The following is a 12,109-nucleotide window of genomic DNA, read 5'->3' on the forward strand; positions in this document are numbered from 1 at the left end:
AGCACGGCCACCGCGGTCGCGAGCATCCTGTCGCTGCGCCGCCGGGGCCGGCACGTGCAGGTGGGGCTGCTGCTCGCCGGGCACGCGACCCCCGCGCTGCCGATGGGCCGGGTGATCGCCTGGGAGCTCGAGCTGTACGGCAGCCACGGCATGGCGGCGCACGAGTACCCGGCGATGCTGGCCGCGGTGGCCGATGGTCGCCTCGAGCCCGCACGGCTCATCGGCCGCACGATCGGGCTCGACGACGCCCCTGCGGCGCTGGTGGCCCTGGGTGGCGCACCGGCCGGGGCGGGGATGACGGTCGTCGTCCCCTGAGCCCCGGGCCCGGCGGCGGGTCAGCCGGGCTCAGCCCAGCAGCGTCTCCACATCGGCCGCGATCTTGTCCGGCGTCGTGGTCGGGGCGTAGCGGTGCACGACGTTCCCCTCGGCGTCGAGCAGGAACTTGGTGAAGTTCCACTTGATCGCACCGCCGAGCGGGCCGCGCTGCTGCTCCTTGAGCCAGGCGTACAGCGGGTGCGCGTCGGCGCCGTTGACGTCGATCTTGGCGAACATGGGGAACGTGACGCCGTAGCTGGTCTCGCAGAACTGGGCGATCTCCGCCTCGGAGCCCGGCTCCTGGTGGGCGAACTGGTCGCACGGGAAGCCCAGCACGACGAGCCCGCGGTCCGCGAACGTCTCGTAGAGCTCCTGCAGCCCGGCGAACTGCGGCGTGAGCCCGCAGTGGGAGGCGGTGTTGACGACGAGGGTCACGTGCCCGCGGTAGTCGGCGAGCGCGCGGGGCGTGCCGTCGATGGCGGTCGCGGTGAAGTCGTAGGCGGTAGTCATGGGATCTCCTGGGGTCTGTGCCGTCAGTCTGCGACGGGCGGCTGAGGATCACCTGAGATGACCCACGACATCGCGACCCACCTGTCACCCGTCTGACCAGGCACGACGCCGTCCGGCACGAGCTCGCCCGCCACGCGCCCGGCCGCACCTGGTCGGCTGACCATTGACAACGCGCGGTACTCAGGGAGGCTGGGAGCCCCACCAACAAGGAGGTTGGACATGACCCGCACGTCTGTCGTCACCGGGGCCGCATCAGGGATCGGCCGCACCACCAAGGAGCTGCTCGAGTCCCGAGGTGAACGGGTGATCGGCGTGGACATCCACGACGCCGACATCATCGCGGACCTCACCACCGCCGAGGGCCGCGCAGGCCTGGCCGACCAGGTCAGCGCGCTGTCCGGCGGCCGGCTCGACGCGGTCTACGCGGTTGCCGGTCTGGCACTGCCTGTCCCGGCGACCGTGGCCGTCAACTTCTTCGGCATGGTCGCGACGCTCGAGGGCCTGCGCCCGCTGCTCGCCGGCTCACCGGCCCCGCGTGCGGTCGGCGTCTCCTCGATGGCCAGCCTCTACCCGCCGGACGACGAGCTCGTGGCCGCCATGACCGCCGGCGACGAGGCCGCCGCCCTCGCCCGCGCCGGCGTCCTGGCGAAGGAGCCCGAGACCACCGGTGCCCTCATCTACGGCTCCACCAAGAAGGCGTTCGCCCAGTGGGTGCGCCGCACCGCAGCCACCGCCGACTGGGCCGGGGCGTCCATCCCGCTCAACGCCGTGGCACCCGGCGTCATCGCGACCCCGATGACGGCCGACCTCATCGCGACCGACGCGGCCAAGGACGCCCTGCTGCACCAGGTGCCGATGCCGCTCAACGGGATCGCCGAGCCGATCGTCGTCGCGCGGCTGCTCGCCTGGCTGGGCAGCGAGGAGAACACCCACCTGTGCGGTCAGGTCGTGTTCGTCGACGGCGGGTCCGACGTGGTCATCCGGGGCGACTCGACCTGGTGAGCCGGCCGCGGCCGGCCCGCGAGCGCGCGACCGGGCCGGCCGCGGTGCACCTGCCCGTCCTCGGCGCCGGTGCACCGCGACGCCGGGGCCGGCCGTCCGTGCCGTGGGCTAGCCTCTCGACCCCGTGAGCCGCCTCGGGGAGATCGTCGCACCGCGGCGGCTCGGGTCCGGGTTCCGCTGGCTCATGGCGTCGAGCTGGACGAGCAACCTCGGCGACGGCATCGCGCTGGCCGCCGGCCCGCTGCTCGTCGCCTCGCTCACCTCCGACGCGTTCCTCGTGGCCCTCGCCGCGACGCTGCAGTGGCTGCCGCCGCTGCTGCTCGGCCCGCTCGCCGGGGTGGCCTCGGACCGGTTGGACCGGCGGCTGCTCGTCGTGGGCGTGGACACGGCGCGCACCGCCGTCCTGCTCGCGCTCACCGTCGTCGTCGCCACCGGGCACGCGACGATCACCCTGGTGCTCGCGGTGCTCTTCGCGGTCGGGGTGGCCGAGGTGTTCGCCGACAACACCACCTCGACGCTGCTGCCCATGCTCGTGCACCGCGACGACCTGGCGGTCGCGAACTCCCGGCTGCAGACCGGGTTCATCACGGTCAACCAGCTCGCCGGCCCGCCCCTCGGCGCGGCGCTGTTCGCGGCCGGCACCGCGCTCCCGTTCGGCACCCAGGCGCTGGCCGTCGGGCTCGGCGCGGTGCTCGTGTCGAAGATCGGGGTGCACGGCCGCCCCCGTGAGGTGCCCGCCGGCCGGCGCATCCGGCACGACGTGGCCGAGGGCTTCGTCTGGGTGGCCCGGCACCCCGCGGTGCGCACGCTCGTCATCACCATCTTCATCTTCAACATCACGTTCGGCGCCGCCTGGTCGGTGCTCGTGCTCTACGCCACGCGGCACCTGGGGATGGGGGCCGTCGGCTACGGCCTGCTCACCACCATGTCGGCCGCGGGCGGGCTGGTCGGCACCGCGTTCTACGGCACGATCACGCGGCACGTGTCGCTCGGCAACATCATGCGGATCGGCCTGGTGATCGAGACCCTCACCCACCTGGGGCTGGCCCTCACGAGCACCCCCTGGGTGGCGCTCGTCATCATGACGGTGTTCGGCGCGCACGCCTTCGTCTGGGGCGCGACGAGCACCACCATCCGCCAGCGGGCCGTGCCGCGCGAGCTGCAGGGCCGGGCCGGCTCGGTCAACCTCGTCGGAGTGTACGGGGGGCTGGTGCTGGGCTCGCTGGTCGGCGGTGCGCTGGCCCAGCACTGGGGCGTGACGGCGCCGTTCTGGTTCGCCTTCGTCGGGTCGGCGGTGTTCGTGGTCGCGATCTGGCACCAGCTGCGGCACCTGGACGGGGCCTGACGCACCACACGCCGGGCCCCGCCCGTCGGCCGCCGGTCAGTGACCGAGCGCGATCTGCACCACGCGCAGCACCACGAGACCGCACACCAGCACGAGGTACGCCCACATCACCCCGAGCCCCAGCCGCCGCGAGACCGACATGGCGGGACGCTCGAGCAGGGCGAGCGGCGGCATCCGCCAGGTCGTGCGGTCCGGCACGGCCTCGTCGCACGGACCCGGAGCCGATGTCGCGCCACCGCCGACGGCCCGACCCCGCCGCACCAGCCGCACGAGCCCGAAGACCAGCCCGCCGACCACGGTGAGCCCGGTCCCGACGCCCAGCACCGTGAGCATGGTCTGACCGCTGAGCGCCGGGAACACGACCGCAGCGGTGAGGATCACCGAGAGCATGACGAGCACGGCCACGACGAACCCCGCGAACACGTTGGTGCGCCAGCTGTTCACCCACGGCCCGAGCACGGCCTTGTCGTTGCACAGCAGCAGCAGGAACACCGTGGCCGACGGCAGCAGCACCCCGGCCAGGGTCTGCACGCCCTCGGTGAGCAGGCCCAGCGGGCTGCCGGGGATGAGCACGACGACGGCGGACCCGGCGAGCAGCAGCGCGAAGACGGCGTAGAAGGCCTTGGCGTCCCGCACCGTGCGGTGCAGCGAGTGCTTGACGCCGAGCAGGTCGCCGACGGCGTAGGTGGTGGACAGCCCGACCGCTGCGGCGCCGATGATCGAGGCGTCGATGAGGGCGATCGCGAACAGCACCCCGGCCAGCCGCCCGCCGGTGGCCGCGAGCCCGGCGGCCACCCCGGCCGCGTCGGTGAAACCGCCCAGGTGCCCGGCGAACGCGGCCGCGCTGAACGACATCATCGCGCCGGCGCCGAGCACGACGATGACGATGCCGATCCACAGGTCGACCTTCTCGTAGCGCAGGAACCGCGGCGTGATCCGCTTGTCGATGACGTACGACTGCTGGAAGAACAGCTGCCAGGGCGCGACGGTGGTGCCGACGATCGCGATGACCAGGAGCATCACGGTCGAGAGCTGGCCGGTGCCGCCCGGCAGCCCGGGCACGAGGGCGTCGTGCGCGATCTGCCCGACCGGCGGGTGCACCATGAACGCGACCGGCACGAGCACGAGCGAGCCGGCGACCAGCGCGAGCGAGACCCGCTCGAACCGGCGGAACGAGCCGGTGGAGGTCGCCGCGACGACGAGCAGCACCGCGACCACCACCCCCGGCACGGTGGGCAGCCCGAGGTAGCGCAGGCCCAGGGTGATCCCGACGAACTCGGTGACGATGGTGAGCGCGTTGAGCACGAACAGGTCGACGACGCAGAAGGCGCCCCAGAACCTTCCGAAGCGCTCGAGGATGAGCCGGGCGTGGCCGACCCCGGTGACGGCGCCGAGCCGCAGCACCATCTCCTGGTTGACGTAGATCACCGGGACGAGCAGCAGCAGCGTCCACAGCAGCCGGGTGCCGTAGTCCTGCCCGGCCTGGGTGTACGTGCCGAAGGCGCCGGCGTCGTTGTCGCCGACCATGACGATGAGCCCGGGCCCGACGACGGCGAGCAGGGTGCGCATCCGCCGCGAGAACCGGCTGCGACCGGTCGTGACGCCGGTCTCGCCGAGGCGGATGGTGCCCAGCGCGCCCTGGATGTCGCCGGTGTGCGCGCTGTCGAGGACGGCGCTCTGGCGGGGGGCGAGGGTGGTGGTGTCGAGGGTCATGAGGTGCCTCCTGTCCCGCCCGCAGGCAGGGTCAGGGCGACGCGCGCAGGGGGCCCGGGCAGCAGCCGGGTGCTGCCGCAGGCACGGGGGCACCGCCGGCGCTGCGGTGCTGCAGGGCCAGGGTGCGGACCGGACCGGCGGTGCCGGGCGTGGGTGTCAGCGGGTGCGCGTCACGGACGGACGAGGGCGACGAGGGTGCGGACTGTGTCCAGGAGCGGGATCCACTCGGGCTCGCCTCCCTCCGTGCCGGTGCGCGAGGCGCACGGTCGTCGCCGTCACGCTGGTCACGTTCGGGCGGTGGACGCAGCCTGCGGCGCGCCGGGACAAGTGAAGCGCACCCGACCGCAGTCGGTCAAACATTTGCGCAACTGTTGTGACGACTGGGAGCCTGAACCATGCCCAAGGACACCGCGGACGGGCCCACGTCCGACGAACCTCCCAGTACCACCGCGTCCGACGACGCCGACGAGGCCGCCGACCTGTTCGACGACGCGGCCGAGACCTTCGCGATCCTCGGCTCCCCCGTGCGGCTGCAGCTCGCCTGGCTGCTGTCCCAGGGCCGCCGCGACGTGAGCAGCCTGGCCGCCGAGATCGGCGCCTCGAAGGCGCTCACCAGCCAGCACCTGGCCAAGATGCGCGCCGCGGGGCTGGTCTCGGCCCGCCGCAAGGGCAAGCGGCAGATCTACCTGCTCGACGACCCGCACGTCATCGCGCTCGTCGAGCAGGTGCTCGACCACCACCGCGACCTGCGCTCCCGTGACGCCGGCGCCCCACCCAGCCCTACCCTCCCGTCATGACCTCCCTCGACCGCGCAGCGCTGCGGGTGCCGGCGGACCGGTTCTCGGTCGTCCTGGCGCTGCTGCTGGGCGCGTACCTGCTCAACGTCTTCGGCGACGACCTCGTGCTGCGGCTCATGGTGCTCGGGCTCTACCTGGCGGCGCTCGTCATCGGGCTGGCGACCTCGCGGCCGTCGCGTCGGATGCTGCGGGCCGGGGTGGGGGTGACGGCGGTGGCGACGGTGTCGGCCGGCATCTTCGCGGCGGCCCAGCCGGCGGGCCGCGGGTGGGGGGCGCTCAACGCCGCGGCGACGGTCGTGCTGCTGGTCACGCTGCTGGCGGTGGTGCGCCGGGTGCTCTCGCACGAGCGCGTGACGTTGCAGACCATCGCGGGTGCGGTGAGCGCGTACCTGCTCATCGGGATGATGTTCTCCGCGATCTACGGTCTGGTCGCGATCGCCGATCCGGCCCCGTTCTTCGCCGGCGGGCAGCGCCCGACCCCCGAGCTGCTGCAGTACTTCTCGCTCACCACGCTCACCACGCTGGGCTACGGCGACCTCACCCCGGCGACGGCGCAGGGCCGCGGGCTGGCGATGCTCGAGGCGCTGGGCGGCCAGGTGTTCCTGGCCACGTTGGTCGCCAGTCTGGTCGGCGCCCTCGAACGCGACCGCCGACGTCGCAAGTCACACCCCCAGGGCTGAGGGACGGGCCCTTCGGCCCATGAACGTAGGACGACCGCTTCGTAGATTCGTCCTATGACTCCCGGGTAACCCCCGGGGAACCCGGTACTCGCCCGAAGGAGCGTCCGATGGCCACCGCCACGACCGCCTCACCCCAGCAGACCGCGTGGAACGGCTTCGAGCCGGGCGCGTGGACCACGTCCATCGATGTGCGTGACTTCATCCAGCGGAACTACACCCCGTACGCCGGCGACGCCAGCTTCCTGTGCGGCCCCACCGCCAAGACGCTGCGCACCTGGGAGACCCTGGAGAAGGACTACCTGTCGGTCGAGCGCGCCAAGCGCGTCTTCGACGTCGACACCCACACCCCCGCCGACATCGACGCGTTCGGCGCCGGCTACATCAGCCCCGACGACGACGTCATCGTCGGCCTGCAGACGGACGTCCCGCTCAAGCGCGCGATGATGCCGTACGGCGGCTGGCGGATGGTCGAGACCGCCATCAAGGAGGCCGGTCTCGAGCCCGACGAGCACGTCAAGGAGATCTTCACCAAGTACCGCAAGACGCACAACGAGGGCGTCTTCGACATCTACACCCCGCGCATCCGCGCCGCCCGCAGCTCGCACATCATCACGGGCCTGCCGGACGCCTACGGCCGCGGCCGGATCATCGGCGACTACCGCCGCGTCGCCCTCTACGGCGTCGACGCCCTCATCGAGGCGAAGAACCGCGACAAGGACGCCGTCGCCGACCAGCCGTTCTCCGAGAACTGGGCCCGGTACCGCGAGGAGCACTCCGAGCAGATCAAGGCCCTCAAGAAGCTCAAGAAGCTCGGCGCGATCTACGGCTTCGACCTGTCCCGGCCCGCCGCCAGCGCGCAGGAGGCCGTGCAGTGGACCTACCTGGCCTACCTGGCCTCGGTGAAGAGCCAGGACGGTGCCGCCATGAGCATCGGCCGGCTGTCGGCGTTCTTCGACGTGTACTTCCAGCGCGACCTCACCTGGGGCGTCCTCACCGAGGAGGGCGCGCAGGAGATCATCGACTCCCTCGTCCTCAAGCTGCGGATCGTCCGGTTCCTGCGGACCATCGACTACGACCAGATCTTCTCCGGCGACCCGTACTGGGCCACCTGGTCCGACGCCGGGTTCGGCGAGGACGGCCGCTCGCTGGTCACCCGCACCTCGTTCCGCCTGCTGCAGACGCTGCGCAACCTGGGCCCGGCCCCCGAGCCGAACATCACCATCTTCTGGGACGACGACCTGCCCGAGGGCTACAAGAAGTTCTGCGCGGCCATCTCCATCGAGACCTCGGCCATCCAGTACGAGTCCGACGAGCAGATCCGCCAGCACTGGGGCGACGACGCGGCGATCGCCTGCTGCGTGTCCCCGATGCGCATCGGCAAGCAGATGCAGTTCTTCGGCGCCCGCGTCAACGCGGCCAAGTCGCTGCTCTACGCGATCAACGGCGGCCGCGACGAGGTCTCCGGCAAGCAGGTCGTGACCGGGTACGCCCCGATCACCGGTGACGGCGCCCTCGACTTCGACGAGGTCTGGGCCAAGTACTCCGACATGCTGGACTGGGTGACGGGCACCTACGTCGAGGCGCTCAACATCATTCACTACAGCCACGACAAGTACGCCTACGAGGCCGTCGAGATGGCGCTGCACGACAACGAGATCGTGCGCACGATGGGCTGCGGCATCGCCGGTCTGTCGATCGTCGCGGACTCCCTGTCGGCCATCAAGTACGCCAAGGTCTTCCCGGTGCGCGACGAGTCCGGCCTGGTCGTCGACTACGTGACCGAGGGCGACTTCCCGGTCTACGGCAACGACGACGACCGCGCCGACGAGATCGCCGCCCTCGTGGTCAAGACGGTGATGGACAAGATCCGCAAGCTGCCGATGTACCGCGACGCGGTGCCGACGCAGTCGGTCCTCACCATCACGTCCAACGTGGTCTACGGCAAGGCCACCGGCGCGTTCCCGTCGGGCCACAAGGCCGGCACGCCGTTCGCGCCGGGCGCCAACCCGGAGAACGGGATGGACACGCACGGGATGGTCGCCTCGATGCTGTCGGTCGGCAAGCTCGACTACAACGACGCGCTGGACGGCATCTCGCTCACCAACACGATCACCCCCGCCGGGCTGGGCCGGGACAAGGCCGAGCAGGTCGACAACCTGGTCGGCATCCTGGACGCCGGGATGGGCGAGGGCCTCTACCACGCGAACATCAACGTGCTCTCGCGCGAGACGCTCGAGGAGGCCATCGAGCACCCCGAGCTCTACCCGAACCTCACCGTGCGGGTCTCGGGCTACGCGGTGAACTTCGTCAAGCTCACCAAGGAGCAGCAGCTGGACGTGCTCGACCGCACGTTCCACACCGGCGCCTGAGCAGAGGACGCCCGTCGGCCCTGCCGACCACCGAAGGCCCCGCCGTCCCCCACCGGGCGGCGGGGCCTTCGGCGTCCGCCACCGGAGCACGGCCTGCCACTGGTGCACGGCCCGCGGTCGACGCGCCGCACGGCGATCCGTGCAGCGGACTCCCAGGTCAGCGTCCTAGAGTCAGCCGCCGAACGGAGAGAGGGACGACGTGCAGATCGACCGGCGACGGTTCATGGTGGTGCTCGGCGGCGCACTCGTCGCGGGTGTCGCAGGCTGCGCACCTGGCAGCACGTCCGCCGGCCAGGGCACGGGTGACAGCACCGCGAGCGGGTCCCCGCAGCCGTCGGGCCCGGGCGCGACCAGCGCCTCGCCGCGTCCCACCGCCTCGTCGAGCGCCTCGTCGAGCGCCGGCCCGACCCCGTCGTCGCCGTCCACGGCCTGGCCCGCAGCGCCGGCCGACCGACCCGCGCTGCCCACCAGCAGGGGCCCGGTGCCGGTCGGCAAGTCGATCACCGCGATCCCGGTCGCGGGCCCCTACCTGGCCTGGACCGTCGACGACGGCATCGACGGCACCGTGGTGGGCGCCTACGCCGACATGGCGCAGGCCACCGGCAACCGGGTCACGTTCTTCCTCAACGGCAGCCGCAAGGCCTGGACCGACCAGGCCGAGCACCTGCGACCGCTCGTCGCCTCAGGGCAGATCCAGCTCGGCAACCACACCTGGTCGCACCCCGACCTGCGCTCGCTCACGACGTCGCAGATCCAGGACGAGCTCAACCGCAACGAGGACTTCATCCAGAACACCTACGGCGTGAGCGCCAAGCCGTTCTTCCGCCCGCCGTTCGGCTACATCAACGCCCAGGTGCGCCAGGCGGCCGCGGCCATCGGCTACACCGCCCCCACCCTCTGGTACGGCTCGCTGGGCGACTCCGCGGTGCTCACCCCCGACGAGATCGCCGACCTGGGCACGCAGTGGTTCAACGCCGGGCGGGTCGTCATCGCGCACGCCAACCACCCGCCCGTCCTCGACGCCATGCCCCGGCTGCTCGCCACGATCGACCAGCGGGGGCTGCGCACGGTCACGCTGCGCGACGTCTTCACGTCGTAGCGACCCGACCGCCGGCGGAGCCCGGCGGACCGCCGAACGCGCAGCCCCCGACCGCCGACGACGAGGGATGTCCCTCTCGCGCGGCGGGTGCGGCGGCCCTCATCCTTGAGCCGTGACCCAGGACGCCTCCGGCCGGGCGACGTACCGCATGCTGCGGCTGGCCACGCTCGTCGTCGCCGTCATGCTCGCCACCTCGGTGCTTATCCAACGGGTGGTGGCGGGCTGCTGGCAGACCTCGATCAGCGCCTCCTACTGGACCGCGGCGCACTCGGTCTTCGTCGCGGCGCTGTGCGCGGTCGGGGTCGCACTCGTGGTGAACAGGGGCAACACGTACGTCGAGGACGTGGTGCTCAACTACGCCGGGTTCTTCGCGTTCGGGGTGGCGATGGTGCCCACCCCGCGCGAGGCCCTGTGCGGCGGCCCCGGTCTGCCCGCCGGGTTCGACCCGGCTCCGCTGGTGCGCAACAACGTGCTCGCGGTGCTGGTCGCGGGCGTCCTCGCCGAGGTGACCCAGGTGGTGATCGACCGCAGGGCCGGGCGCGGCGGGCCGGCATGGGTGCGCCCGGTCGGCTGGGTCGTCATCACCGGGTTCATCGTGTGGTTCTTCGCCGCGCCGGCGAGCTTCCTGCGGCACGGGCACGCGGTGTCGGCGGTGACCATGTTCGTCGGGATCATCGTCGTCGTGCTGCTCAACGGGTTCGGCGCCCGGCACTCGGCCAGCGGCCCGACGTTCGGCCGGCTCTACGACACGATCGCCGCCACGATGGCGCTCACCCTCGTGGCGACGGGCGTCGTCGCGGTCACCGGGCACGCCGGCAGCCATGCGGTCCTCTGGGTGGAGACCCTGCTCATCGCGCAGTTCAGCGCGTTCTGGCTGGTGCAGACCGTCGAGCTGTGGGACGTGCGCACGCGCGCACAGCTGGTCTGAGTCAGGCCGCCGGCGGGCGGCAGCGCAGCACCTCGACGTCACCGTGCAGGCGCAGCGGTCCCGCGCAGTGCGGCACGAGCCAGGTCTGCCCGGCCTCGACCGCCTGCACCCCGGACGCCCCGGAGACCACCCCGGTCCCGGCGGTGACGACCACGACCGCGTACCCCGGGTCCCAGGCGACCGGCCCGCGCCAACGCTCCACCCGGAAGAAGTCGGCCGCGGCCGGCAGCAGGTCGCCCACGTCGCCGATGCGCGCACCACGCAGCCGTTCCACGTCACGTGAGTCCCACGCCCGGCGGTCGACGGCGCGCAGCGCCACGTCGAACCCCAGGCCCAGGTGCCCCAGGTTGGCCCCGTCGATCGCGAACCCGGCCCACTCGACGAGGATCGACAGGTCGGTCGGCTCCTGCAGCTCGACGACGAACGCCCCGGCGCCGATCGCGTGCGGGGTCCCCGCGGGCACCAGCACCGCGTCGCCGCGCTCCAGGTGCAGCGTGTGCATCGCGCCGAGCATCGCCGCGGTGTCCTGCGCCGCGACCCAGCCGGCGAGCTCGTCGGCACCGACCTCACGCGTGAACGCCAGGTGCACATCGGCGGCCTCGAGGGCGACCCAGGCCTCGGTCTTGCCGTGCGTGAGGCCCAGGTGCTCGGCCGCGAACGCCCGGTCGGGGTGGGCGTGCACCGGCAGCCGCTCGCCCGCGTCCAGCAGCTTGACCAGCAGACCTGCGTCGTCGCCGTAGCGTGCCACGTGCTCGGCGCCCAGCCAGGCGGTCGGGTCGGCGGCCACGTGCTCGCGCAGCGTGCGCCCGTCGGCCAGCCGGGTGAGGCCCAGCTCGTCCTCGCCGAACAGCGTGGTGACCGAGCCGACCCAGTCCTCGGGCACATGGTCCGGCACGTGGTCGGGCACCGCGACGTGCCGCCCGGCCGTCCGGCCCGTCGTCTCACCGCGGAACCGGGCGATCTGTGCCCCGCCCGCGTAGAACCGGTCGGCGGGCTGGTTCGCCGCCAGCTGTTCGATCCCCATCAGACCCTCTCTGCCGGACGCACGCCGATGCGCACGCCGGTCGACCACTGCTCACCGGGCGCGAGCACGGGCGCACCCGCCCACGGCTCGTCCCGTTCGGCACCGAACAGCGGGGCGTTGGTCGGCTCGACGCCGAGCACCCACGCACCGGCCGCCGGCCAGCTCCACGTGCACAGCCGCGGCAGCGTGCCGGCCGTCCACTGTCGGGTTCGTCGTCGAGCACCCGTTCATCGCGTTCGTCGCGATGGGCGCCGTCGTGCTCACCATCACGGGGGCCGAGGCGCTCTACGCCGACATGGGGCACTTCGGCCCCTCGCCGATCCGGCG

At 72.4% G+C, this 12,109-nt stretch carries 11 protein-coding genes and 2 pseudogenes; 9 read left to right on the forward strand and 4 right to left on the reverse strand.

Translation table 11 applies throughout. The annotated features are described in order from the left end of the window. Positions 1-315 (forward strand): annotated as a pseudogene (locus tag F2B26_RS10735) (alcohol dehydrogenase); the annotation flags it as partial. Positions 316-345: 30 nt separating this feature from the next. Here the strand turns inward: F2B26_RS10735 and F2B26_RS10740 are convergent. Continuing rightward, positions 346-825, reverse strand: a complete 480-nt coding sequence (locus F2B26_RS10740; RefSeq protein ID WP_159809180.1) for a glutathione peroxidase — start codon at positions 823-825, stop codon at positions 346-348. 219 nt (positions 826-1,044) lie between these two features. Here F2B26_RS10740 and F2B26_RS10745 point away from each other — a divergent pair, with 219 nt between their 5' ends. Together F2B26_RS10745 and F2B26_RS10750 are read left to right on the forward strand one after the other, a co-directional pair. Further along, positions 1,045-1,827 carry an SDR family oxidoreductase gene (locus F2B26_RS10745; protein WP_159809182.1) on the forward strand — a complete coding sequence of 261 codons (783 nt, stop codon included), beginning with the start codon at positions 1,045-1,047 and terminating at the stop codon, positions 1,825-1,827. 124 nt (positions 1,828-1,951) lie between these two features. Then, positions 1,952-3,172, forward strand: a complete 1,221-nt coding sequence (locus F2B26_RS10750; RefSeq protein ID WP_235929611.1) for an MFS transporter — start codon at positions 1,952-1,954, stop codon at positions 3,170-3,172. 36 nt (positions 3,173-3,208) lie between these two features. Here F2B26_RS10750 and F2B26_RS10755 read toward each other — a convergent pair whose 3' ends face one another. Next, entirely contained in the window at positions 3,209-4,885 is a 1,677-nt protein-coding gene (locus tag F2B26_RS10755; protein ID WP_159809184.1) for an NRAMP family divalent metal transporter, read from the reverse strand. A 395-nt stretch (positions 4,886-5,280) separates the two neighbouring features. Between F2B26_RS10755 and F2B26_RS10760 the strand changes: the two genes are divergently transcribed. The 5 genes from F2B26_RS10760 to F2B26_RS10780 all read left to right on the forward strand — a co-directional run bounded on the left by F2B26_RS10760 (position 5,281) and on the right by F2B26_RS10780 (position 10,758). Next, positions 5,281-5,682 (forward strand): ArsR/SmtB family transcription factor, encoded by a 402-nt coding sequence (locus F2B26_RS10760; protein WP_159809186.1) that lies wholly within the window; start codon positions 5,281-5,283, stop codon positions 5,680-5,682. Next, positions 5,679-6,362: a potassium channel family protein gene (locus tag F2B26_RS10765; RefSeq protein WP_159809188.1), complete on the forward strand. Its 684-nt coding sequence runs from the start codon at positions 5,679-5,681 to the stop codon at positions 6,360-6,362. The genes F2B26_RS10760 and F2B26_RS10765 overlap by 4 nt, the downstream gene beginning before the upstream one ends. A gap of 107 nt (positions 6,363-6,469) precedes the next feature. Beyond that, positions 6,470-8,731 carry a formate C-acetyltransferase gene (gene pflB, locus F2B26_RS10770; RefSeq protein WP_159809190.1) on the forward strand — a complete coding sequence of 754 codons (2,262 nt, stop codon included), beginning with the start codon at positions 6,470-6,472 and terminating at the stop codon, positions 8,729-8,731. A gap of 199 nt (positions 8,732-8,930) precedes the next feature. Continuing rightward, entirely contained in the window at positions 8,931-9,830 is a 900-nt protein-coding gene (locus tag F2B26_RS10775; RefSeq protein ID WP_201292706.1) for a polysaccharide deacetylase family protein, read from the forward strand. A gap of 112 nt (positions 9,831-9,942) precedes the next feature. Continuing rightward, positions 9,943-10,758 carry a hypothetical protein gene (locus F2B26_RS10780; protein WP_159809192.1) on the forward strand — a complete coding sequence of 272 codons (816 nt, stop codon included), beginning with the start codon at positions 9,943-9,945 and terminating at the stop codon, positions 10,756-10,758. 1 nt (position 10,759) lies between these two features. Here the strand turns inward: F2B26_RS10780 and F2B26_RS10785 are convergent, their stop codons facing one another. Continuing rightward, positions 10,760-11,782 (reverse strand): class I mannose-6-phosphate isomerase, encoded by a 1,023-nt coding sequence (locus F2B26_RS10785; protein WP_159809194.1) that lies wholly within the window; start codon positions 11,780-11,782, stop codon positions 10,760-10,762. After that, positions 11,782-11,967, reverse strand: coding sequence for a hypothetical protein (locus F2B26_RS17440; protein ID WP_328698673.1), 186 nt, complete (start codon positions 11,965-11,967; stop codon positions 11,782-11,784). The genes F2B26_RS10785 and F2B26_RS17440 overlap by 1 nt, the downstream gene beginning before the upstream one ends. Positions 11,968-11,993: 26 nt before the next feature. On the opposite strand from F2B26_RS17440, the pseudogene F2B26_RS17445 reads away from it, so the two are divergent. Next, positions 11,994-12,109, forward strand: a pseudogene (locus F2B26_RS17445) (KUP/HAK/KT family potassium transporter); the annotation flags it as partial.

The organism is Cellulomonas citrea, assembly GCF_009829685.1.
In the GTDB taxonomy this organism is placed as follows: Bacteria; Actinomycetota; Actinomycetes; order Actinomycetales; family Cellulomonadaceae; genus Cellulomonas; species Cellulomonas citrea.